Source organism: Microcoleus sp. Pol11C3 (assembly GCF_036701485.1).
Classification (GTDB): domain Bacteria; phylum Cyanobacteriota; class Cyanobacteriia; order Cyanobacteriales; family Microcoleaceae; genus Microcoleus.
Map to the genome: position 1 here is coordinate 24,495 of NZ_JAUBQW010000001.1, position 24,515 is coordinate 49,009.

15 protein-coding genes and 1 tRNA gene are annotated in these 24,515 nt (G+C 47.2%); 10 read left to right on the top strand and 6 right to left on the bottom strand.

What is annotated here, in order from left to right; translation table 11 throughout:
- Positions 1–24: 24 nt before the first annotated feature.
- From QUA40_RS00130 to QUA40_RS00145, 4 genes are all read left to right on the top strand, one after another.
- Positions 25–1,200, top strand: coding sequence for an exonuclease SbcCD subunit D (locus QUA40_RS00130; RefSeq protein ID WP_333120803.1), 1,176 nt, complete (start codon positions 25–27; stop codon positions 1,198–1,200).
- Between the two features lie 186 nt (positions 1,201–1,386).
- The gene (locus QUA40_RS00135; protein WP_333120805.1) at positions 1,387–4,428 is read left to right on the top strand and encodes an SMC family ATPase; all 3,042 of its coding nucleotides are present in this window, start codon (positions 1,387–1,389) and stop codon (positions 4,426–4,428) included.
- A gap of 213 nt (positions 4,429–4,641) precedes the next feature.
- Positions 4,642–5,811, top strand: a complete 1,170-nt coding sequence (locus QUA40_RS00140) for a pyridoxal phosphate-dependent aminotransferase (RefSeq protein ID WP_333120990.1) — start codon at positions 4,642–4,644, stop codon at positions 5,809–5,811.
- Positions 5,812–5,827: 16 nt separating this feature from the next.
- Complete coding sequence (locus tag QUA40_RS00145; RefSeq protein WP_333120806.1) at positions 5,828–7,729, top strand: aminopeptidase P family protein; 1,902 nt, start codon at positions 5,828–5,830, stop codon at positions 7,727–7,729.
- Between the two features lie 530 nt (positions 7,730–8,259).
- Here the strand turns inward: QUA40_RS00145 and QUA40_RS00150 are convergent.
- From QUA40_RS00150 to QUA40_RS00165, 4 genes are all read right to left on the bottom strand, one after another.
- Positions 8,260–9,357 (bottom strand): hypothetical protein, encoded by a 1,098-nt coding sequence (locus tag QUA40_RS00150; RefSeq protein WP_333120808.1) that lies wholly within the window; start codon positions 9,355–9,357, stop codon positions 8,260–8,262.
- A gap of 51 nt (positions 9,358–9,408) precedes the next feature.
- Positions 9,409–9,825, bottom strand: a complete 417-nt coding sequence (locus QUA40_RS00155) for a hypothetical protein (RefSeq protein ID WP_333120809.1) — start codon at positions 9,823–9,825, stop codon at positions 9,409–9,411.
- A gap of 266 nt (positions 9,826–10,091) precedes the next feature.
- Positions 10,092–10,164, bottom strand: a tRNA-Thr gene (locus QUA40_RS00160).
- Between the two features lie 139 nt (positions 10,165–10,303).
- Positions 10,304–12,460, bottom strand: a complete 2,157-nt coding sequence (locus tag QUA40_RS00165; RefSeq protein WP_333120811.1) for a WD40 repeat domain-containing protein — start codon at positions 12,458–12,460, stop codon at positions 10,304–10,306.
- A gap of 368 nt (positions 12,461–12,828) precedes the next feature.
- Here QUA40_RS00165 and QUA40_RS00170 point away from each other — a divergent pair, with 368 nt between their 5' ends.
- The 5 genes from QUA40_RS00170 to QUA40_RS00190 all read left to right on the top strand — a co-directional run bounded on the left by QUA40_RS00170 (position 12,829) and on the right by QUA40_RS00190 (position 22,314).
- Positions 12,829–13,974: a sulfate ABC transporter substrate-binding protein gene (locus QUA40_RS00170; protein WP_333120812.1), complete on the top strand. Its 1,146-nt coding sequence runs from the start codon at positions 12,829–12,831 to the stop codon at positions 13,972–13,974.
- Between the two features lie 89 nt (positions 13,975–14,063).
- Complete coding sequence (gene cysT, locus QUA40_RS00175) at positions 14,064–14,924, top strand: sulfate ABC transporter permease subunit CysT (protein WP_333120813.1); 861 nt, start codon at positions 14,064–14,066, stop codon at positions 14,922–14,924.
- A complete protein-coding gene (cysW, locus tag QUA40_RS00180) occupies positions 14,914–15,789 on the top strand; it encodes a sulfate ABC transporter permease subunit CysW (RefSeq protein WP_333120815.1) in 876 nt (291 codons plus the stop codon). The genes cysT and cysW overlap by 11 nt, the downstream gene beginning before the upstream one ends.
- Positions 15,790–15,886: 97 nt before the next feature.
- Positions 15,887–16,246 (top strand): NIL domain-containing protein, encoded by a 360-nt coding sequence (locus tag QUA40_RS00185; RefSeq protein WP_333120816.1) that lies wholly within the window; start codon positions 15,887–15,889, stop codon positions 16,244–16,246.
- Positions 16,247–16,992: 746 nt separating this feature from the next.
- On the top strand, positions 16,993–22,314 hold the full coding sequence (locus tag QUA40_RS00190) for a DUF4347 domain-containing protein (protein WP_333120818.1): 5,322 nt from the start codon (positions 16,993–16,995) through the stop codon (positions 22,312–22,314).
- Positions 22,315–22,459: 145 nt separating this feature from the next.
- Here the strand turns inward: QUA40_RS00190 and QUA40_RS00195 are convergent, their stop codons facing one another.
- Positions 22,460–22,840 (bottom strand): cytochrome c, encoded by a 381-nt coding sequence (locus QUA40_RS00195; protein WP_333120819.1) that lies wholly within the window; start codon positions 22,838–22,840, stop codon positions 22,460–22,462.
- A 180-nt stretch (positions 22,841–23,020) separates the two neighbouring features.
- On the opposite strand from QUA40_RS00195, the gene petG reads away from it, so the two are divergent.
- Positions 23,021–23,140: a cytochrome b6-f complex subunit V gene (petG, locus tag QUA40_RS00200; RefSeq protein ID WP_015174208.1), complete on the top strand. Its 120-nt coding sequence runs from the start codon at positions 23,021–23,023 to the stop codon at positions 23,138–23,140.
- A 246-nt stretch (positions 23,141–23,386) separates the two neighbouring features.
- Here petG and QUA40_RS00205 read toward each other — a convergent pair whose 3' ends face one another.
- On the bottom strand, positions 23,387–24,469 hold the full coding sequence (locus QUA40_RS00205) for a glycosyltransferase family 1 protein (RefSeq protein WP_333120821.1): 1,083 nt from the start codon (positions 24,467–24,469) through the stop codon (positions 23,387–23,389).
- Positions 24,470–24,515 lie beyond the last annotated feature (46 nt).

Consider the following 24,515-nt stretch of genomic DNA (forward strand, 5'->3'; position numbering starts at 1 on the left):
CATAAACAAAATACTCCTCGTACTATGCGAATAATTCATACTGCTGACTGGCATTTAGGGCGACGTTTTCGAGGAATTGACCGCACTTTTGAAATTGCGATCGCCCTCGAACAGATTTTGAAGCAAGCAAAAGCCTTGGATGTCGATGCTGTGCTGGTTGCGGGCGACATCTTCGACGTGCCCAACCCTCCCGCTTACGCCGAACGCATTGCTTATAACTTTTTCTGCGAACTCCAAGCGGCAGGAATTCCAGCAATTGCGATCGCCGGTAATCACGATTCGGCATCCCGCATCGACAGCATCGCCCAATTGCTTTCCCTCGCCGGTGTTCGCGCTTTAGGCAAACCCAGGCTTTCCGCAGACGGTGGCACAATTAATCTTAATACAAAAAGCGGTAAACTTTGTGTGGGAGCGATGCCTTTTGCTTCCGAACAAAGACTGTTAGATGCTAATTCTCTCTGGCAGTCGGGCGATGCCGATCGCCGCAAAGACTACCGCGAAATCGTAGCATATTTACTCGAAGATTTAACCAGGGATTTTAGAGACAATACTGTCAATATTCTCATGGGACACATGAGTATTGACGGCGCTCGATTGGCAAAATCCGAAGTCGCTTATTACACGCGAGAAAAATACCTGCTGTCAGCGCAAACTCTGCCGCCGGAAGCTCAGTATGTTGCCCTCGGACACATCCACATTCACCAGCGGATTTCTGAGACTTCTCCGGCTTATTATTCCGGTTCTTTGATTCAGTTAGATTTTGGAGAAGCGGAACAAGAAAAAGGATTTTGCTTGATAGAAGTTGAGCCGGGAAGTCAGGCAAAGGTAGAATTTATGCCTGTGGCTTGCCACAAGCCGTTAAAAGTGCTTAAATGTCATAACGACAATCTCGATGAAACTTTACAAGCTCATCAGTATCATCCTGGTTTTTTGAAAGTAATTGTCGAACTGGACAGTCCGCAAATCGGACTTGCCGATCGAGTGCGCCAAATCTGTTCTCAAGCGCTGTTAATTGAACCGCGCTATCCAGATGCAGCCCTAGAAGCAACAGAAATAACTAATATCGATCCCAATAATTTCGATCCGGCAGCAGAGTTTTGCAACTATTATCAAAACCGATTGGGAACGACACCGAAACCGGAAGTATTGGAGGAATTTCACAATTTGTACAAGAAGTTTAAGGAAACAGTTAACAATTAAATACTCTTGTCCCTCCCCCTTATTTTAACTGGTTCCCAGGCTCCGTCTGGGAACCAATATCAACAGGATATCCCTCGCGCTTAAATAGGATAATAGGAGGCAGATCCTCCGGATCTGCGTTACCAGGCAGAGCCTGGTAAAGAGTAATAGAAAGCCCAAATCTAAAATCTAAAATCTAAAATCAGTATGCGTCCACTAGAACTTATTCTCGAAGGATTTACCAGCTTCCGCCACGAACAGCGTTTAGATTTTTCTCAACTCGATTTATTTGCAATTACTGGTGCTACAGGCGCGGGCAAATCTTCACTGCTAGATGCCATGACTTACGCTCTTTTTGGCACGACCACTCGCAGCGGCAAACAAGTAAGTGATTTGGCAAGTCAAGGCAGCGAAAATTTAAAAGTGCAGTTGCGTTTTGCTGTGGGTTCTGCCCAGTATCGGGTGACCAGAAGGTGGCGTTTTCGTCCGAAATCTCCCGAAAATAAGGTAATTTTGGACAACTGGCAAAATGGTCAATGGGAAACTTTGGGGACGAGTATTGTTGCTGTTCAAAATACCATTGAACAGATTTTAGGAATGGATTTTGATACTTTTACACGAGCAATTGTTTTGCCTCAAGGCAAGTTTGATGAGTTTATTAAAGGGGATACTTCAAAACGCCGGGAAATTTTGCGGCAGCTAGCGGGGTTTGAGATTTTTGAGCAGATGCGGAAGGAAACTAATGAACTCGCAAAGTTGCTGAAACAAGAACGGGAAATGGTGGAAAGGCAGCTAGCTGAGTTGAGTGCGCCGACGGCGGATGAGGTGGCTCAAAGACGATCGCAACTTGTGATTCTAGAGCAGCAGTTGCCTGAGTTCGATCGCGCTGTGATGAAAGCTCAGAAAAATCTAGATGAAGAGGAACAGCTATTTTCGCAAATCGCTCGCTGGCAAGAGTTACAAAAACAACTGGCTGAATTAAATGCTAATTCCGCCGAGGTTACAATTTTAGCACAGCGTTTAGAAAGAGCGCAAGCTGCCAATCATTTACAAGGAGATTGGGCTTTAGTGCGATCGGCTCGCAGTCAGCATGAAACTGCCGAAAGTGCCTCGGTTGCAGCGCGAAAGCAGTTAATTAAAGCTCGCTCTGAGCTAGCAGTAGAGCAGCAGCAACTTGACGAAGCAAAAGCTAAAGAAGAGGTGCTAGCGCCACAAATTAAGGCTCGTGAAGATGCTCTGGCTGCTGCTAAAGTATATGAAGAACAGCGCACTCAATTAGAAAAAGAAGTTGCGCTTGCCCAAAAAAATCAACAGGAAAAACTCCGCTTTTTTATGGCAGCAGATAAAGAACTGCAAGCTGCTAACACTAAAATTCAAGGTGCAGGTTTTCGAGTTACTCAAACAGCCGCACAGCTCGAACAGTATGTGCCGGGAGGAAAGCGTTTAGAGCAATTGCAGCAAATTGCACCCTTGTTGATAGAATTTCAGTTAATTGCCAAGCAGGGAAAAACTCAGCAAAAACAGTTGGATAAATCTATAGCAGAGAAGGAAAGCGCTCAACAGAATTATGTGGAGGTTGCCACTAATTTAGAAGCAGCCGAAATCCGGCTAAAAGAGTGCAGCCGTGAATTAGAAGCGGCCCAAACTGCTAATGCGGAAGCGGCACGTTTAGAGAGTGTTGCTGCTGTCAGAATGTCCCTAAATCCTGGCGATACTTGCCCGGTGTGCGGGGGGGTGCATCCTGAGAGCGAAATCCTCCCTCCTTTACCTAATTCTAATATTGTCGATCTCACGGGTTTGCAGCAGAAATTTGCGGCGACAAATCAGGCTTTTCAAGCTGCTCAAAGGTTGGAGGCTGAGGGAAAAAGCGCAGTTTCAGCCTGCCTGCAAAAAGAGTCAGAAATTTCTCAAATGCTCGAATTAACTGCGAATAGAGTTGCCGAATTGCAGCAGGAAATCGCTCAAATTCTGGAGACTCCTCATTGGGAAAGCTTGGGGTTGCAGCAGGAGTTGGCAATCCTTAAAGAGAGCGATCGCCAATACCGCGAAACCGAACAGCAGTTCCAACTGGCATCATTGGAATATGATAATTTTCAACAAAGATTTAATTTTGCTGTAGCCACTCAAGCTGCTAAACAGCAAGAATATCAAGATGCGATCGCCGAATCAGACCGTCGGCAACAGCAGTTGCAAAGTTGTGTCAATGCGCTTTATCAAATTACCGAATACCAACCTTATGTTAATTTAGCAAAAGCCTTAGAACAAGACAAGCAAGACTTGGCAAATCTGCTGAAAGTTGCCGAAAAATCATATCAAACTGCTCAAAATAAGGTTATTCAAGCAGCAGAGAGAGAGCAACAAGCTGGAGAGGCTTTTGGGCAAGCCCAGGCTCATAAACAGCAGCTAAACCTGGATTGGTCAGCAAAATTAACGGCGGCTGATTTCACAGAAGAGACATTTTTAGCAGCGGTGGCGACAGTTAAGGAGCAATCTGAATGGGAAAATGCTATTCGCTCTCACCGCGAATCAAAAATTCAGTTAGAGACGCGGGCGAAAGATTTGAGCGAGGCGATCGCAGGCAGAACTAACGATGAGAATACTTTAGCACAAGTGCGATCGGCAAAACATACCGCCCAAGAAAACCTCAAACAAGCCAATAACAGCCGCGCCGAACTTTTAGCTTGGATTCAAGTAGCAGCTCAAAATCTCGAACAAGCTGAAAGACTGTCAGACCAAATCACAAATTTGACAGAACAAGAGCAAACCTATCACACTTTAGCGCAGAATCTCAAATCCAACGAATTTCAATCTTACATTCTCGAACATTTAGAAGCAGAATTAGTCGGCAGCGCCACCTTAATTTTGCAAGAATTAACCGAAAATCGCTACAAACTAAGAAACCAAGACGGCGAATACTGGGTAGCAGATAATTGGAACGGTGGCGAAGCTAGACGAGTACGCACTCTTTCCGGCGGCGAAACCTTTGCCACTTCCTTATCAATGGCTTTAGCTTTGTCAGAGAAACTGTCTCAAGGAGCTCACTTGGGCAGCTTATTTCTCGATGAAGGATTTGGTACTTTAGATACCGAAACTCTCGAAAGCGTTACTCAAATTTTAGAATCTTTGCGGCAGCGAGACAGACTGATTGGAGTGATTACCCACGTTCAAGGATTAGGCGAAAGATTGCCCGCCCAAGTTAAAGTTTTTAAATCCCCGCAAGGCTCTAAAATAGAAGTACATAGATCCTGAAGTGAGAGGCGCGTGAAATACTAAACTTGCTTAAGGACGTAGATTATAACTCATATATTGCACCATTATCTATTAGCCTTTTAGGAACAGGCAAGATGCCTGTTCCACAAAAGATAAATTTTATGTGGTGTTGGCATTCTAGCCGCCCCTAAAAGCCTGATTGAGAATGGTGCAACATCTCAGTTATCACTAAACCTGCCCCTATAATATATGATGAAAAATTACCCTACTCGAATGCAATCGGTACAGTCGCCAATAATTCCAGTAGTTGGCGAACTGATCCGCCAAAATCCGGGAACAATATCTTTAGGACAAGGCGTAGTTTACTACCATCCGCCACAAGAATCATTTGAAAAAATACCAAAATTTTTCGCAAATCCCGACAATCACAAATACAAAGCCGTCGAAGGAATTCCAGAATTACAAGATGCAATCGCAGCCAAACTCAAAACAGATAACGGCATAGAAATCCACAGTAAAAACTGCATTGTCGTTACCGCAGGCAGCAATATGGGGTTTACCAACGCCATCCTCGCCATCACTTCGGCGGGGGACGAAATTATTATCCAAGCACCTTATTACTTCAACCACGAAATGGCGGGAATTATGGCAAATTGCCGACCAGTGATAGTAGAAACAGACGCCAAATATCAACTTAATATCGATGCTATAAAACAAGCAATTACCGAGAAAACGCGAGCCATCGTCACCGTTTCACCAAATAATCCCACTGGCGTTGTTTATTCAGCCGAAGCACTCCGGGAAGTTAACGAAATTTGTCGCCAGCACAACATCTATCACATCAGCGATGAAGCTTACGAATATTTTACTTATAACGGCGTCAAACACTGTTCGCCCGCCGCTTTTCCCAATAGCAGCGAACATACAATTTCTCTATTTAGCCTCTCCAAAGCCTACGGTTTTGCAAGTTGGCGGATCGGGTATATGGTAATACCAGAACACTTGCTCGTTTCAGTGATAAAGATTCAAGATACAATCTTAATTTGTCCGCCGGTAATTTCTCAGTATGCAGCCCTGGGAGCCTTGCAAGTTGGTAGAGGTTACTGCGATAATTATGTAAGGGCGATCGCATCTGTGCGACAACTCGTATTAGACGAACTTAATACCATCCAAAACTTGTGTACAATTTCGCCCGCCACCGGAGCATTCTACTTTTTTTTGAAAGTTGATACTGAAATCGATACAATGGAATTAGTAGAACAATTAATTCGCGAATATCACGTAGCAGTGCTTCCCGGTACAACCTTCGGCATGGATAGCGGCTGCTATTTGCGGGTTGCTTACGGTGCTTTGGAGAAAGCAACCGCCACCGCTGGTATTAGGAGATTAGTTAAAGGCTTGAAGACAATTTTAAACAAGTAAAATAGGAATTTTCAAAATGGTGGCTACTAACTTAAAAGCAAATACAACTATCCAAGATACCTCCGCTGCAAAACTGGCAGACTTGCGCGATTTGATGGCAGATTATGAATTAGATTGCTATTTCATCCCAGCGGTTGACGAACACTTAAATTTATCAGTTCCAGCAGCGAAGCAGCGGCGGGCTTGGATCTGCGGTTTTACGGGTTCCGCCGGTGATTTGTTGGTTGGCAAAGATTCCGCTTGGTTGTTTGTGGATTCCCGCTACTACGAACAAGCAGAATTGCAAGTCGATACTGGAATTATTCAAATATCGAAACTCGGCTTAGAAGGAAATTTAACCTTAATTGAAACTTTAGAAAAACTGGCTGTAGAATCGGCAGAAAAATCCACAAAAATTCGCCTGGGTTTTGATCCGTTTACCGTAGCGACAGAGCAATATCAAAATTGGGTGAAAAAATTTGCAACGGCGGAGATTGAACTCATACCAATCCCGGAGAATTTGACAGACAAAGTGCGATCGCAAACTCCTTGGCAAACAGCCGAGACTTTACCCGCGATTGATGCAGAGCCCATATTTAGCTTACCTGTATCCCTGACAGGAGAAACCGCCGCCGAAAAATTAGCCAGAGTCAGGGAAGCGATGCAACTCGCCAATATCGATGTGCTTCCGATTACCAACCTGAATCAAATAGCGTGGCTGTTCAACCTCCGAGGTTCGGATATTCCCCACATTCCCATTTTCATCTCCTATGCCATTGTCACCACAGATTCAGCGTTTTTGTTTACCAATCCCGAACGAATTTCACTAGAAATCAAGCAAGAATTGCGGGCGGATGTAACTTTGCTTCCCTACGCAGACTATCCGCATACATTAGAAACTTGCGTAAATTTGCCACATAAAGTTCGGGTACTTTTAGACCCGAAACACAGCACCGCAGGCACGTATCAATTAATATTAAACCATCAAGAAGCGCAGTTCTACAACATCGAAATAGTTTTTGATGCTCATCCGGTAGAAGGGATGAAAGCTCGCAAAAATCCCGTAGAAATTGAGCAGATGAAATCAGCCAATTTCAAAGCAAGTCGAGCGAAAAGTTTGGCTTTAAAGTGGTTGACAGAACAGCTAGAAAATGGTAAGGTAGTGACAGAGTTTGATGTAAAAGAAAGCATCGAAAGATTTTACCAGCAAGAAACAGATTTCCAGACTTTAACTTTTAGAACGATCGCCGGTGCGGGAGCCAATAGCTCGATCGTACATTACGGAACCCCCAGCCCAGAAATAACGTTAAAACCGGGGGAACTGCTGTTATTGGACTCAGGCGCGCAATATTTAGCAGGTACAACGGACGATACGAGAACAATAAGTATCGGAGAACCGACGGCGCTACAAATAGAACACTACACCACAGTTTTAATCGCGCACATCAACTGTGCAATGCAGCAATTCCCCAAAGGAACAACGGGAGCGCAATTAGATGCGATCGCCCGTGCTGTATTATGGCAAGAACAGCTAGACTACGGACACGGTACAGGGCACGGAGTCGGCGCGTTTTTAGCAGGCCACGAAGGGCCAAACGGCATCAGCAAATCTGTGCAGTATCCCCTGGAAGCCGGAATGGTAACGAGTATTGAACCGGGATATTACGAACCGGGATGGGGCGGAATTCGCATCGAAAATCTCTATGTTGTCAGGGAAATGCCCTCCAAAAATGATAAAGTTTGGTACGGATTTGAATCGCTGACGTATATTCCCTTTGAGCGCAAATTGATAAATGTCGATCGGCTCTCCAAAACTCAACTAGCATGGTTGAATAATTATCACGCTTCGGTAGTCGAGAAACTGGAACCCGTACTTGATGCAGCAACAATTGAATGGTTGACACAAGCCTGCGCTGCGTTAGGTAATTTTGGTTTGTAGTAAGGACTTTAGTCCTCTTGAAAAATCAGAGGACTAAAGTAATCGTAGGGTGTGTCGCCATCAACAATCCCTAAAAAATATCCACAAGTTAACAGCGACGCACCTTCTGAGCAGAGACATTGTAAACAAACATAACATTAGACCTCTTGCAAAAATAGCTGGTATGGGCAAGATGCCCATCCCACAAAAAGTTTTTTCTGTTGTGGGATTGGCATCTTGCCCGTCCGAAAATTTGCTTAAAAGGACTTTTGCAAGAAGTCTATTTATTTGAGCGTAATCTTTTGTCAAAATAGTATAATTTCATACCCGTCAATTACCATCACAAAAACGGTTCGTAGTGTGGACTTCAGTCCGCAGCCTGAGAGCGGACTGAAGTCCGCACTACAAACCAATCTTATTCTCTTCTATCGAGCAGACATGATATAAGCAATACCCGATTGTTAAGGTTTTTGTCATTGCGCGACGCAATCTCCGTATCTACTTTGCACATCGCTTTACCCCCAACACAGTCCTATCCCCAGCATATTAGATTATAAATTCGCCTTAAGCAAACGTCTTTTCAATCCAGAGCGACTGCTATATTTATCGTGCAGTTGTTGAATCCGTGTTAAAAACTTAATTTGCTGCTTTTGATAATCAGCCAAATCTCGGAGTTTTAACAGTAAGGGCACTACTTCATCGTAAGACTTAGAAATTCCTTTTTGAATGAGAGCATCTATATCTTCCCAAGCAGCCGTTTCTCGCTTAGCCAAAGCTTCTAATTCTCTAATTCGTGCAGCTTGAGCTTCCTGTTTTTTTCTGTCTTCGTCCTGTTTTTCTTCCTTTTCTGCGCTTGCTAAAAGCTGACGAATTGTTCGTTTTCCGGGATTTTCCTCTTGCCTTAATTCCATCATTGCTGATAATTTTTTAGCCAATTCAACAGAGAGATTAGATTCTCCTTTGACTAACCGCAGTAAAAAAGTATCGACTTCAGAACGATCAAGTTTTTTGAGTGCTTCTTTGATGCTACTTTCGGGAAGTGAAGGTTTAGTAACACTCGCACTGATTGCAGCTTTGAGTAGATGCTCATCCACTTCAAAAATATCGATAAAAGCCTGTAACGATGAAGATAACTTACCGAAATTAGGAGGAACAGGTGGTTCTAGCCCTTCTTCATTATTTTCATCATCATCTCGCTCATCTTCTTCTTCGTCGTCGAGTTCATCAAGATAGGTAATCCCTTTCCGCCAAGCCAAATAAAGTAAACGATAATCTCCCTGCAAAATTTCCTGGCGCAAACCTATCAAAGAGGATAAATTTCCTTCTCCCTCTATCCACCCATCAAAACCTTTTTCCTCATTAATAGAAATTTCTAAAATGACAAAATCATTAATTTCCGAAACCTTAACTATATCTTCAACACAATATTTCTGCATCAGTTCGATATCAATTAAACCTTTGGGGAAACGAAACATTAGTTGCAAATATCCCCAATTAGCTATGTAAAACCTAGCATCGAAATATTTGACTAATAATTGTTTTTCTTGGCCCGGTAAGTCTGCATAGCTATAAACAAAGATAGCTCTATTAGAGCTTATTTGCGCGCGACTAGAGAGTTGGCTGAGTGCTTCTTGTTCGGATTGATTCAAACGTCGATCAACGCTTTGAAACTCGTAATATTGATATTCGCTCATTTGGAGTTATTCCAAGTACATAGAAGAGATGTCAAAGGCTTCTTCAGGCGTACCATAGAAACTGCCATTGTTGAACACACAAAGCTCATATTTTTCATTGCTATATGTATAAAAACCCAGAGCCCAAGCTTCTTCATCACTAAAGTAACGCAGCCGACATAGGTGAATGGGAGTATTTCGCCTTCGTTCTAAATATTCTTCACGAGATACGCCAAGGTCTTTGCTCGGAAAATCTAGGGGGACATCAGGTTCTGTATAGGCATCAACGTAACAAAACTGACTGCGAAAGCGGATGCCTAGGCGAGTGTACTTACCAGCATAGTTAGCAGCAGCATAATCGAGAATACGCTGCTTCACCCGTTCTTGAACGGCCGGAGGGATTTTCACTCCACCTGCATTTGGATCTTTTACCCAAGAGGACATTTCGCTGCTCCGGTAAAGTGGTGACAAATTTAGTTTAGAATAACTTGATAACCTTAGTGGCTAACATTTAATCAAACTTGATAATCAGACGCTCAAGTTTGCGATCGCCAGATTCAATATAGTTCTAGATATTTCTATTTTTGGAAAAAAGATTACGTTAACAATCAAAATTGCTGAGGCGGGTGACAAGCGCCTTGAGACGATCGCTTACTGGGCAAAAAAAAATAAAGGCTAGAAGTTTTATCTAGCCTTTATTTCATCAAATAAGCTGGTGACAAGACTCGAACTTGCGACAGGCTGATTACAAATCAGCTACTCTACCAACTGAGTTACACCAGCAGTGAAAATTAATATAGCAAACTTATACTCATTAGCGCAACCCCCCCAGCCATTTTTTTTTCAAATTCGCTCAAAACCCCTCCCGGTAAGGGCAAAACCGGAATTGTCTGCCCGCTGCCGACTGCCCACAGCCAATTAACTAATCGCACCGCCAAATCTTAATCGTCTGATCCGCGCTGCCGCTGGCGAGCAAATTGCCCGAAGGTGCGATCGCCACCGAGTACACCGTACCCGAATGTCCCTTAAGAGCGCTCAACAACTCCCCCGTCTGCAAATTCCAAATATTAATCGTATTATCATCGCAGCCACTAGCCAAAGTCAAACCGTCCCCACTGATAGCAACCGAATCGCCCCGACTCACATAATTCTGCAAAATATGCAGGGCCTCATTCATTCCTAAATTCGTTACACCCTTTCCCTTCCCAGGATTAGTATTTAAAATCCGCAACAAACTGCCCGTGTGCAAATTCCGCAGCTTAATCGTATAATCATTGCTCACGCTAGCAAGAATCTGACCATCAGGGGCGATCGCCACAGAATTCACCCCAACATTCAACCCCGAAAGAGTCCGCAGCAACTTGCCACTTTCCACATCCCAAACCTTGCTCGTCGCATCCGAACTGCCACTCGCCAATATTTTACCGTCTGGGCTAAAAACCACCGCATTCACATTGTCAGAATGACCCCTCAAAGTCCGCAACAACTTACCACTCCGCAAATTCCACAGCTTAATCGTATTATCAGCCCCGCCGCAGCTAGCAATTACCAGGCGCTTCGGATTAATCGCCACCGAATTCACCTCCATAGAATGTCCCGGAAAAGTACACAGCAAATCACCGTTGTGCAAATTCCAAAACTTAATTGTTTCGTCCGAACTGCCACTAACCAACATTTTTCCGTCATAGCTAATAGCAACCGAATTTACGCGATCGGAATGTCCCGTCAGAGTGCCAATTAATTCCGCTGTTTCTAAATTCCAAATCTTAATAGTTTTATCCCAACTACCGCTAGCCAGAATTTTGCCGTCAGGACTCATCGCCAGAGAATTCACAAACGATGAATGTCCCGGCAGCGTAAATACACACCGCCATTTCTGATGTTTTAATTTGTGAGCTAATTCATTTGCCCGTTTAGATGCAGCGTCCACTTCCTCTCTGCGTTTGAGTTCAGCTTCCTCCAAACGCTGGCGTTCCGCCTTAGCTTTCGCCTCTCGCAGCGCCAGCCGCCGCATCTCTCCCTTATAGACTATTCGCTGCTGCTCCTGAATTTCTTTAAGAGTTTCAATATACGGTTGGGCCCAATCTTTAGAAAACCATTCCAGAGCAAATTCGGCTTCTAATTTAAATAACTGAGGTTCGTGAGTAAAATCGATATTTAAATAATACAAATCAGCTAAAAAAGCCGCCAATAACTTGTGAATAGTCACAATTATTTGCCTAATAATCCGCAGACTCAGCTTTTTGTCTTTTCCCTCCGCCTCCAACTGGTGATAAACCTCTTCCCAATTCCACGGCTGCATCGCCACTAGAGAAACGCTCTGATTGATGACTCCCCAAAAACCAACATGAAAATTAACTTCATAATCGCTGATATCGCTGTACAGTATAGCTGTCGGTACGGGAGACAACACAGTCTGCAACCGCTCCACATCTATATCAGAAATCGATTTTTTGAAATAGTCTCCGTAAAACTGAACCGGGCACAAATCTCCCTGCGGGGGGTAGTGCTGGTTCAAAAAAGCTCTCAACTTAGCCGGCAGCTCGATATTCAGATTGTGGCGAAACGAATCAGGGCAATCTTCGCTAATTTTTGCGGGAGCAACTAACACCAGCAATCGGTGCTGCTGCTGCTGTAAAATCTGTTCAGTTTCTTGCCTGCTCAAATTAGAAAACCAGTTGTCCCTGTCCCAAATAGTTTGAATTTCGGTCAGTTTAACTCGAATTGCTTCTGATTGAAACTCCCGCATTAAGTCGCGGCAAATCCGGCTAATTGACCGCTTATCTCTTACTTCTTGTGCCTTAATTCGATTAGCGCGTTCTTCCTTTACCCATTCTTCTGCGTCGGCGAGGGCGATTAATTCTTGTTCTCTGGCCTGCTGCCGCTGCAAATATCTCACTTGTGCTTTAATCCAGCGAGGGTCTTTTTTGATTTGCTGGTTTAAAGCTGAAGAACCAGACGGCTCAATTTCTGCATAGCGTTCGTTGACAGCGCTTGCTCCCAATCTTTCTCCCAATTCAGAGGCTACAGGCTTCAACAGTTCAATTAGGGTGTCTGAGACGGGGCGGGGTAAGGACATACCAGTTAAAACTTTTTCTTACTTAAGGACGATCGCGCGAGTCAGGCATATCTCCCTGGGGCGGGGACTCTTGGCAGGGCTATTACATTGGGGCGATCGGCCGATTGTATCCGTAAGGCGTATCGTGCAGCCGCGCAATTTTACCACCTTAACTCAATAATAGTATCTATATAATAGTTTACATTTTACCGCGCATCAGACTCAAAAACACCGAGGCAAAAGACTTCAGGATATTCGATCGACCCTGAGTTCCCCCCATTCGTTTTTTTTGTTGCCATTTGACTCGCTCTTGTCTATAATCGTACTTCACAACCATAATTACGGTATTCCGACCCAATAACCGTACTTTTTCTAGAGGAACAAATATAATGAGCCCGTGGCAACGCTTAACTCAACACCTTCACTGGCCGCAACAGCCATCAGCCAGCACAAATCAATCATTTACTGCACTGAAAAGATTTGTGTCGCTATTTTTAGTGGGAATAAGTTTAAGTCTAGCCGTTGCATCCTGCGGTCAGGGAACCACCAACAACCCCGCAGCCACTCCAAGCGGTGCTACCCCAGCAGCCAACAAAGGTAACGTAGAATTAACCCTCGTTTCCTTCGCCGTCACCAAAGCCGCCCACGAAGCCATAATTCCCAAATTCATAGAACAATGGCAAAAAGAAAAAGGCCAAACCGTCACATTCAACCAAAGCTACGGCGGTTCCGGTTCCCAAACTCGGGCAGTAATTGACGGTTTAGAAGCAGACATTGTACACCTAGCCCTCGCCCTCGACACTGCAAAAATCGAAAAAGCCGGACTCATTGAGCCCGGGTGGGAAAAAGAAGTCCCCAACGAAGGCATAGTCAGCAAATCCGTAGCAGCCATAGTCACCCGCGAAGGCAATCCCAAAAACATCAAAACCTGGGAAGATTTAAGCCAAGACGGAGTAAAAGTGATTACTGCCGATCCTAAAACATCAGGCGTTGCCCGTTGGAATTTCCTCGCACTTTGGGGCTCGGTTGTTAAAACCGGAGGAGACGAAGCCAAAGCATTAGACTTTACTAGCAAAGTCTACAAAAACGTCCCGATTCTGACTAAAGATGCCCGCGAAGCCACCGATGTATTTTTCAAACAAGGGCAAGGCGACGCCTTAATTAACTACGAAAACGAGATTCTTCTGGCAGGTGAGAAAGGCGAAAAACCGACTTATACTATTCCCGAAGTCAATGTTTCGATCGACAATCCGATTGCCATTGTCGATAAAAACGTTGATAAACACGGTACTCGCGAAGTCGCCGAAGCATTTGTCAAGTTTCTCTACACCCCAGAAGCTCAGCGAGAATTTGCCAAACTCGGCTTCCGCCCAGTAGATGCGACAGTAGCGGCGGAACCAGAATTTGTCAAAAAATATGCCCCCATCAAAACCCTATTTACTGCTCAAGACTTAGGAGGTTGGAAAGAGATTCAGCAGAAATTCTTCGATGACGGAGCTGTTTTTGACAAAATCCAAGGTTCAATTAAACAGTAAAAAAACAGAATGCCCAGAGCCCCGACTTCCCCGAAGTTGTCGGGGCTCTAAAAGATTCACTATTCTTGACAACTCAAAACTATTCACTTATGGCTGTATCATCTCCAACCAGCAACCCTGAGTCTCCGATCGAAAATATCAAAAAGGCGATCGGCAAAATCACATTACCTTGGGGAATCACCCTAGGCTACCTCAGCTTAATGCTATTGCTCCCAGTTGCAGCAATGCTGCTGAAAGCCAGCACAGCAAACCCCGCCGAATTTTGGAAAATTGCCACCAGTCCTATCGCCCTTTCCGCCTACGATGTCACCTTCTTTACGGCATTAATTGCGGCATTAATTAACGGAGTATTCGGCACCTTGATTGCCTGGGTATTAGTCCGCTATGACTTTCCCTTAAAACGGGTTGTCGATGCAGCAGTCGATTTACCTTTTGCACTGCCCACCTCCGTCGCGGGTTTAACTCTCGCCACAGTTTACAGCGATAACGGCTGGATCGGCGGGCTGTTTGCACCCTTGGGAATCAAAATCTCATTTACTCGCTTGGGCGTAGGAATAGCAATGATCTTTATTTCCTTGCCCTTTATCGTGCGGACTGTACAGCCAGTTTTAAACGAAATGGAAAAAGACATCGAAGAAGCAGCTTGGTGCTTGGGTGCTTCTCAATTTCAAACCTTCTGGCGAGTAGTTTTACCACCGCTGTTTCCGTCTATTTTAACCGGAATTGCCCTCGGATTTTCGCGAGCAGTTGGCGAGTATGGCTCTACTGTAATTGTAGCTTCTAACATACCATTCAAAGATTTAATCGCACCCGTATTAATTTTTCAAAGATTGGAACAGTACGACTATGCCGGAGCAACTGTTATCGGCACTATCCTGTTAGGTATTTCCCTGGCAATGCTGTTCGCAATTAATCTATTACAAGCATGGAGAAGACGCTATGACGGCTAATATCAATTCACCCGCTGATTACAAATTTCCGCCCGCAGGTTCTAGTCGGAGTCAGGAGAAATCCTGGGTAAAACCTACTTTAATCGGAATTGCGAGTGGCTATCTTGCTCTCGTCTTATTTATTCCCATGCTCAACGTTTTTTACCAAGCTTTCAGAAAAGGATTTGAGCCATTTTTTTCTAACTTAACCTCGCCCGATTTTCTGCACGCAGCCCAACTTACCCTGATAATTTCTCTGATAGTTGTGCCTGTAAATACAGTCTTCGGTTTGTGTGCAGCCTGGGTAATTGGCCGCAATAAATTTCGGGGGCGCACGCTATTAATCAGCATTTTAGACGTGCCGTTTGCCATATCACCCGTAGTTGCAGGTTTAATGATTGTACTGCTTTACGGTAGGGTGGGATGGTTCGGGCCGTGGCTGGAGGCGGCCAATATCAAGGTTATTTTTGCCTTCCCTGGAATGGTGCTGGCTACTGCTTTTGTTACCTTACCTTTTGTGGCCCGCGAAGTAATTCCTGTTTTGGAAGAAGTGGGGACAGATCAAGAAGAAGCGGCGAAAACTTTGGGAGCAAATGACTGGCAAATTTTCTGGAACGTCACGCTTCCCAGTATTCGCTGGGGATTGCTTTACGGAGTTATTTTGACCAATGCTAGAGCAATGGGAGAATTTGGAGCCGTCTCTGTAGTGTCGGGAAATATTGCTAAAAAAACCCAAACTTTGCCTTTGTTTGTAGAGGATGCTTACAAGCAGTACGCGACGCAAGCCGCATTTTCAGCGGCGGTAATTCTAGGTTTTTTAGGAGTTGTTACCCTCGTGCTTAAGGAGATTTTGGAACGAAAAACTAGCATTAAAGAAGTTGAATAATAGTCATTAGTCCTTAGTCATTGGTCATTAGTCATTAGGACGGTAGGTGCCCACGGTACACCTCATCCCTGAAATCAATAAATATTAGGAGGCTGAAATGTTAGCTCACAACACTAGCCAAGCTGAATTTGAGGCGAGCGACGATTTTCACAAAACCCAAGAATCAGATATTCCCAAATCTGATAGTGGCGATAGCAGACCAACTCAAACCCGCATTCGCATTCGTGTTCCTAAAGAGTACCATCAGGAACCTGTCATCTCTAACCTGATTTCTGAATACGGTTTGACGGTTAATTTCAATGCTGCTTTCTTGGGTGTCAAAACCTTAGAGGACGGTTGGTTTGATTTGGAACTTAACGGTACAAGTCAACAGATTGAAAGTGCTCTAATTTATCTCAATGATTTAGATGTGGAAATCTGGAGCAATTCCAATAAGCCCGATGAAGAAACTTGGTAATTAGCCAGTCTTGGACGCAGAAAGCGGGAAGAGGAGTTAAGATTCTGGACCCAAACGCAGAATTTTCTTTCCTCTTCCCGCTTTATTGAGTCTCATAGTGTTCAGGAATGTTAGTCATGAGTCAGCATTCATCAGTCATATCTATTTCTGTAAAATAACAGTTATCACGTTTGTAGTGAGGAATGCACGTCCTCTGAGTTTTATAAGGGCTTGCATTCCTCACTACAAACCTATTTGATTGCGGTTGTTCGTTAGCGAAGCCCGCCCTTACGGGGGCTACGCCAACGAAGAGGAGCGCACATACATATCATTGAGCAGCCAACAACTACCAAATAATATCAGCTTATAGCTAATAACCGTGACTGATAACTCTTGACTCACAAATATAGATTGCCATTGGTTAATTATTTGATTGACAATTTTTATAAAATCTGGTATCTTATCCATCTCTAGTAGCTCAGAAAAACAGCGCGCAAGTTTCGTCCAACATTTTGGGAAACAGCCGGAACAATATCCCCCTTTAAAACTTCTCAACAATCAAACTAACTCAGTTAGGGCAGGGGATCATAAAAAGAAGTTTTTGTCAATATTCAATTTAGGTGAAAGTTAAGTTAGGTGAAAGTTAGGGGCGATCCTCGAAGAGGGCTTCGCCAACGACTCTCATCCGCAGCGGAAAAAGCTCGATCGCTGCTGCGGTTGGTTTGTGCTATGAATTTGATGTGTGTGTGTACCAGGAGAATTTAATCATGGAACTCTATAAAAGACAGAAACACCAGATAGTTTTTGCAGATTCACAAGTTAAAGATTGCGAAAGTTTAACAGAAACCGCAAATCCCGATACAGAAATTGTTATTCTGAAAGCCGATCGCGACGGCATCGAGCAAATCGCCGAAACACTTAAACAGCGGAAAAACATTGCAGCCGTCCACATTTTGTCTCACGGCGAAGCAGCCAGCTTGCAACTGGGAGCGACAGAGCTCAATCTCAGCAACATTGAAAGCTACCGCAATTATTTAGAAACATGGTTTGCTTTGCCAGCAGTCGAAGCAAACTCGAACTCTCCAGTTACAGCTAAACCCGAAATTCTGCTTTACGGTTGCAACGTCGCAGCCACAGAAGCAGGTGTGGCTTTCGTGGAAAGGCTGAGCCAGCTCACCGGGGCAAATATTGCCGCTTCCGATAACTTGACCGGGAATGCAGCGTTGGGTGGAGACTGGGAACTCGAAGTAACTACGGGCAACATAGAAACACCTTTGGCATTTTCGGCTGAGGCGAGGGAAGCTTACAGCGCAGTTTTAGTCGCCACATTTGGCGAACTGCGCGATGCGATAACTCTGGCTAACGCTTTGCCCAATGCAGACACGATTGCCATCACAGGCAACATCACCTTCGCGCCCGGACAGGTTCTGCCCAGGATTTCTACCCCTATCACCTTTACCGGTGGCGGTTTCGCCCTCAATCTCGGCAATAACCGGGGCTTCTTCATCGACAGCGCCACTACCGCAGTTACATTTTCCAACCTGACAATTACCGGCGGCATATCTACAGGCGCTGCTGGCACAGGTGGCGGCGGCGGTGCAGCGGGCATGGGCGGGGCACTATTTATCAACAGCGGCACTGTCACAGTTGACAGCGTGACCTTTACTGGCAACAGTGCTACCGGCGGCGCCGGCAGCGCGGCCCCCGTCGCTCCCGCGGCAGCAGGCCCTGGCGGCAACACCGATTTTGCAGGCCTGTTTCCCTTCGTTTCAGCAGGTGGCCCCGGTCAAACCGGTCTTCCCGGGTTGACAAGCATCGGCGCTGCTGGTGGCCCGGGCGGCAACGGCGGCAACGGCGGCGCGGGCAGCGGCGGATTACCAGGCACAGGTCTTAACGGCGGCGTCGGCGGCGCTGGCGGTACGGGCGGCCCTGGTACGGGTGGCACGAACGGCGGTACGGGCGGCGCTGGCGGCGCTGGCGGCGCTGGCGGCCTCGGAGGAGGGGGTGGCGGCGGCGGCAACGGCGGCGCTGGCGGCGTCGCCGGCACTGGCACAGCAGGTGCAGCCGGCATTGGCGGCATTGGCGGGGCTGGCGGCTTCGGAGGCGGCGGTGGCGGCGGTGGTGTGGGTGGCAACGGCGGGGCTGGCGGCTTCGGAGGAGGCGGCGGCCGCGGTACAGTAGGCGGACTCAGCACGACCGTCGGAGCTTTCACCCCGGGCGGCGCAGGCAGCCCAACTGGCGGAGGTGGCGGTGCTGGTTTGGGAGGCGCAATTTTTGTTAATACTGGCAGTTTGACCCTGAACAACAGCACTTTGTTCAGCAATACAGCAACGGGAGGTGCTGCTGGCGCTGCGGACGCTACACCTGGCCAGGGGGCGGGAGCCGCGATTTTTGTCAACACCGGCGCTACTGCAACTCTCACTAACAACACCATCACTGCTAATACTGCGGCTGCGACTGCTCCGGCTGTTGCTGTCGGCGGGGGTATTGCTACTAACGGCGGTACTGTGAATGTCAGAAATACTATAGTTGCTGGCAATTTGGGGGGCGCAAATCCTGACGTGTTCGGAACCTTCGCTGCCACCAGTATCAACAATTTGATCGGCAACGTTGCTGGCAGCAATTTACCTGTCGCCCAGCAACTGACAGTTCCTATAGGAAATGTGATCGCACCTGCAGCAGGATTGAACGAGGCTACAGCGGTTCCCGTAACTTATGCTTTGGCGGACAGCACTGCGACACCTAATCCGGCGATCGATGGCGGCGACGCCGCCGCGGCTGCGGCTGCCGGGGCAACTGACCAGCGGGGTGCTGGCTTTCCCCGGACGATCGGCAGTGCTGTTGATATCGGTGCTTATGAATACGGCCCGATCGTCACAGGCCTTAAATTCAACGACCTTAACGGGGATAGCCTGCAAGGTGCCGCGGCCACTGAACCAGGTCTTCCGGGCTGGGTCATTTCTGTAGGCACGAAGAGCGCTACTACCGCAGCCGACGGCACTTACACCATCCGCGACGTAAAAACAGCTACTCCGATTACAGAAGCGCCACCCGCTGGAACGCCTGCGACTGCTTGGGTGCAGACTGTCGGCCCGACTCCGGCAAATACGGGTATTGTTAATGTCACCGGTGCCAACTTCGGTAATTTCCAGAAAACATCGATCGCGGGCAAAACCTACACCGATCTCGCGGGCAACGGCTTCACGCCCGATGACACCGTATTAAACGGCATCACCGTTAACTTATACAAAGATACCAACGCCAACGGCACCCTAGAAGTCGGCACAGATACGGTTGTCGGCACTGCCCAAACCACTGCGGGAGCCGGAGATTACACATTCTCGGATATCGGCCCCGGCAATTACCTGATACAAGCCACTGCCCCAGCCAACTCCACTATCTCTTTCCCCGCTGCCGCCATTCCCGTTACCGCCCAAAGCGGTACTCCCGTCACCGGTCAAAACTTCGGCGTTTTCCAAAACATCACCGTTAGTGGCACCAGCTTCACCGACCTCACAGGCAACGGCTTCTCTGCTGACGACACCCCCCTCAACGGCACTACCGTTCGCTTGTTCAAAGATACTAACAATAACAGCACTTTAGATACGGGTGACGCGGAAATCGCCTCTCAAGCTACCGGTACAGCGCCAGCGGCTGCTGGTACTTATAGCTTTCCCAACGTCGGCTCCGGTCGGTACTTTGTGAGAGAAGACGTACCGACTGGTTTCTCACAGACCGCCGGCCCGACTTTTTATCCAATTAACCCGGTCAGCGGCACAAACATTACGGCTCAAAACTTCGGCAACTTCCAGTTGGGCAAAATCAGCGGGATTAAATTTAACGATCTCAACAAAAATGGCACTCAAGATTTGCCAGCAGAACCACCCCTAGGAGGCTGGACAATCTACCTGGATACCAACAACAACGGCGTGCAAGACCCAGTAGCCGCCGAAACTGGCACCAACGCCACCGTCACCGATGTCGCCGGTAAGTACCAGTTCACCAACTTGCCAGCCGGCACCTACAACGTCCGGGAAGTGCCACAAACCGGCTGGACGCAAACCGCGCCCCCTGCCAGCGCTGCCACGCCGCCCATTTCCGGCGCGTTTACGATCGCCGTCACCAGCGGCACCGACTCCCAAAACAACAATTTCGGCAACTTCAAGCCCAACTCGATTAGTGGTCTGAAGTTCAATGACCTCAACAACAACGGGGTACAAGATACCGGGGAACTAGGGCTTGCCAACTGGCAATTCTTCCTGGATACCAACAACAACGGTACTCTCGACACCGGGGAACCGAACACCCGAACCGATCCCGCAGGCAACTACAAATTCTCCGATTTGTCAGCAGGAACCTACAAAGTGCGGGAAGTCTTGCAGCCTACTTGGACGCAAACTATCCCCAACCCCGCCGACATCACTGTCACCAGCGGTCAAGACATCGCTAACATCAACTTCGGCAACTTCCAGTCGAGCACTATCAGCGGTCAAAAATTCAATGACCTCAACAACAACGGCGTTAAGGATGCCGGAGAATTGGGGCTAGGTAACTGGCAAATATTCCTCGACAGTATCAATCCCGATGGCATCTTTCAGCAGGGCGAACCGACTACCATCACCGATGCCGCGGGCAACTACACTCTCCGAGATATACCCGCAGGTACTTACCAGGTAAGGGAAGTCCAGCAAAACGGCTGGACGCAGACGACCCCTAACCCCGCTCCCGTTACGGTTAATCCCTCGGATAACATCACCGGCATTGACTTCGGGAACTTTTTGCCGCAACCCGGAGCGATCCGAGGTCTGAAGTTCCGAGACACAAACAACAATGGCACTCAGGAGGCTGGAGAGCCGGGTTTACCCAATTTCCAAATTCAGTTAACCAATGTCGTAGCTGGAACTGCTCCTGCTCCTGTTACTACTACCACAGACAACAGCGGCAACTACCTGTTCGCGAACCTAACGCCGGGAACCTACCGTGTCCGGGAAGTCAACCAAACTGGGTTCACCCAAAGCACACCCGAACCCGCCGACATCACCCTAACTTCGGGCGCTATTGTCAGCGGCATCAACTTCGGGAACTTCCCGACGCCGACGCCGACACCGACGCCGACACCTGCACCAACACCGCCGACACCGCCGACATCGCCTGCACCGACGCCTGCACCTGCACCTGCACCGACGCCGACACCTGCACCTGTACCGACGCCGACACCTGCACCTGTACCGACGCCGACACCTACACCTGTACCGACGCCGACACCTGCACCTGTACCGACGCCGACACCTACACCTGTACGGACAGATTTGGTTTGCCCTGAGAACTTCCCCAGGATCGCTACTCCCAATGAGTCCGGCACTTCTTCAGCGGGTAATGTGATCAACGGCCCTAACGGCGACGATACGATCGTCGGTAGTGTCGGCAATGACTCTATCTTCGGGTTGAGCGGCAACGATTTGATCTTTGGTCGAGGGGGCGCCGACTACATCAATGGCAATATGGCCAACGATACTATCTACGGAGGCATCGATAGCGATACTCTCTTCGGTGGCAAAGGGTTTGACCTGATTTTTGGTGATCGCGGTAACGATACGATTTATGGCAATCGTGGCAATGACTCTCTTTCTGGTGACGAAGGCAATGACGTATTGTACGGCGGCAAAGCCGATGACGTAATTTTGGGAGGCGCTGGCGACGACGTGCTGATTGGCGATCAAGGCAATGACACTCTCTGCGGCGGCGAGGGTAACAATACCTTAATTGGCGGTAGCGGCGATGATGTGCTCTTTGGTGGCAGCGGCGCTGACTTGCTCTTTGGCGGCATTGGCAGCGATACCCTCGTCGGTGGCAGTGGCAGCAATGGCTTTGTCTTGTCAGCGGGCGGAGGAATTGACACCATTATCAACTTCACCCAAGGGGTGGATTCGCTGGTGTTGGTGGGAGGCTTGGACTTCAATCAACTTTCATTGACCGAAACTAACGGCTCGACGGCGATCGGAATCGCCAACAGCGACCAGATTTTGGCTATAGTGACGGGCGTGCAGCCGAGCCAGTTATCGGCTCAGAGTTTTAGCTTGTTGGTTTAGTCCGCAGATCAAACTCGGCAGTTGAAACCGAGCATACACTTGCCAGTCGTCCCAGCAGAGACGGACTACCCGAAAGTAGAGCCTCTAAACCCATGTTTAGAGGCTCTGCCAAAGAAGGGGAATGAATTCCGTTCCCCTTCTTTGGTCAAATTTGTTCGAGATATTTCAGCAAGTCGGCCATTTCTTGCGGACTCGGCTGAAACTGGGGCATGGGTGGGGTTTGCCCGCTGGTGACTTGGCGGATCAGATCGAATTCGGATTTGCGATCGGACACTCCGTGCAAGTTGGGCCCGACTTGACTGTCTGAAACGGATATGTGACAACCCGCACAGTTCATTTGAAAGATGGCGGAACCCTGAAACGGGTTGCCCGTGAGGGATAGTACACTTTTGACGTAAGGATCGGCGACTTGAAAGTGACGAATTGTGATAATTGCCAACATGATGGCAAGCAACACCGCTAGCGCAAATATGGCAAGTCGCTCGATCGGGTTTTTAATTTCATTCCTGGCAAGTTGGTTATTCAAAGGAGTTCAATTAAAAATAGTATCTACAAGAAAATTTATTTCTCATAACATAGCTTAATCGTTCGCAGCGGGGAGAGCAAGCTCTGAGACCCACGGAAGGCTGCTTTTGGGAAAATTCATCTGTATAAGTGCTGGTAATATTAAAAATAGGTTGTTAAATCTTAACGTTAAGGAGCTCTCATGGTAGAACCGCTGCTTTCAGGTATTGTTCTGGGTCTAATCTTTGTTACTCTGTCGGGGCTGTTTTTTGCTGCTTATCAGCAGTACAAGCGCGGCGATCAGTTGGGTATCAATAAGTAAAAGGGGCTACAGTCCCTCACTCAGGCTGTCAGGGGGAGGGGGAATTGGGCATGGGGAATTGGGCATGGGGCATGGGTTATTAAATCGGCCTACTGACTTCTTCCCTCTTCCTTTTTCCCTCTTCCTTTTTCTCTCTTCCTTCTTCCATCCGTTACATCCGTTACCGAATCCGTTGCCGAACTTCCCTCTTCCTTCTTATCGACATCCGTTACATCCGTTACCGAATCCGTTGCCGAACTTCCTTCGTTAAAGATATCGATCGAGAATAGCAGCAGTTTCCAGGCCCGTCTTTTCCCAGCTAAATAGTTTTGCTCTGGCTAAACCGAGTTCCCGCAAGTGCGATCGAACTTTGGCATCGAGTGCAAGCTCTTGCATAGCATCGGCAATTTCCTCGACGCTGTAGGGATTAACTAATAAGGCTGCACCCCCCGCCACTTCTGGCATTGAAGACAGGTTAGAGGTGATGACAGGAGTGCCACAGGCCATTGCTTCGAGCACGGGGAGCCCGAATCCTTCCCAAAGACTGGGGAATACAAGGGCGATCGCTTGGTTGATAACTTTGGGCAAGTCGGCTGCGGGGAGGTAATCTAAGAATTTTACTTGATCGACCAATCCCAATTCTTGAACCTGCGCCTTCAGCAGTGGCGTATAGCGTTTGTCTTCCGAACCTGCTATCCACAATTCGTACTCGGAACTCTGCTGCAAAGCAGCAAACGCTGCTACCACTCGCTGCACATTTTTATATGGATTGTGGCGGCCGATATAAAGAAAATAATTGCTTGTTGGTAAGTCTAAAAAACGGAAAAAGCTGGTATCATATCCCGGAAAAATTGGCGTAATTAAATTAGTAGGAATATTGCAAAAATTAGCGATATCTTTGGCTGTTGATTCTGAGTCGCAAATGACGTGTTGAGCCTGCCGCAGCACTTGGGGAATGTAGTAGCGGTGGTAAGGTGTCAGAGGATCGAAGCGGCGGGGAAATCGCAGCGGTATCAAGTCATGTACTGTAATAATATAGCGGCAACCTGCAAATAGAGGAGCTTCGGGAATTGGGGAAAATAACAGGTTAGATTTTAGCTGTTTGTAAATTTTGGGGAGTTGGGTTTGTGTCCATAACAATCGGTTGATGTGTCCTTTGCTTCCTTGTTCTGGTGTTAGATTGGCGGGGATTTGGTAGCAGTTGTTATTGGGAAATTTTTCTGCTGTTAGTAATGTTGGGTTGAGGGATTTTAGGTGAGGAAATAGGTTTTTAGCGTAAATGGCTAAGCCGGTTGGTTTGGAAATTAGGAAGGAGAGGTTGATGAGCAGGTTGGATTGGGGATTGGGCATGGGATAATATGTAGATTGCGGTTTTTGGGTGGGATTTTTTTTAACC

Bases quoted from the DNA above. Each gene is read 5' to 3' on its own strand.
- QUA40_RS00130 (WP_333120803.1), top strand. From the start codon at position 25: ATGCGAATAATTCATACTGCTGACTGGCATTTAGGGCGACGTTTTCGA.
- QUA40_RS00155 (WP_333120809.1), bottom strand. From the start codon at position 9,825: ATGTCCTCTTGGGTAAAAGATCCAAATGCAGGTGGAGTGAAAATCCCT.
- QUA40_RS00140 (WP_333120990.1), top strand. From the start codon at position 4,642: ATGAAAAATTACCCTACTCGAATGCAATCGGTACAGTCGCCAATAATT.
- QUA40_RS00145 (WP_333120806.1), top strand. From the start codon at position 5,828: ATGGTGGCTACTAACTTAAAAGCAAATACAACTATCCAAGATACCTCC.
- QUA40_RS00185 (WP_333120816.1), top strand. From the start codon at position 15,887: ATGTTAGCTCACAACACTAGCCAAGCTGAATTTGAGGCGAGCGACGAT.
- cysW (WP_333120815.1), top strand. From the start codon at position 14,914: ATGACGGCTAATATCAATTCACCCGCTGATTACAAATTTCCGCCCGCA.
- QUA40_RS00170 (WP_333120812.1), top strand. From the start codon at position 12,829: ATGAGCCCGTGGCAACGCTTAACTCAACACCTTCACTGGCCGCAACAG.
- QUA40_RS00165 (WP_333120811.1), bottom strand. From the start codon at position 12,460: ATGTCCTTACCCCGCCCCGTCTCAGACACCCTAATTGAACTGTTGAAG.
- QUA40_RS00135 (WP_333120805.1), top strand. From the start codon at position 1,387: ATGCGTCCACTAGAACTTATTCTCGAAGGATTTACCAGCTTCCGCCAC.
- QUA40_RS00190 (WP_333120818.1), top strand. From the start codon at position 16,993: ATGGAACTCTATAAAAGACAGAAACACCAGATAGTTTTTGCAGATTCA.
- petG (WP_015174208.1), top strand. From the start codon at position 23,021: ATGGTAGAACCGCTGCTTTCAGGTATTGTTCTGGGTCTAATCTTTGTT.
- QUA40_RS00205 (WP_333120821.1), bottom strand. From the start codon at position 24,469: ATGCCCAATCCCCAATCCAACCTGCTCATCAACCTCTCCTTCCTAATT.
- cysT (WP_333120813.1), top strand. From the start codon at position 14,064: ATGGCTGTATCATCTCCAACCAGCAACCCTGAGTCTCCGATCGAAAAT.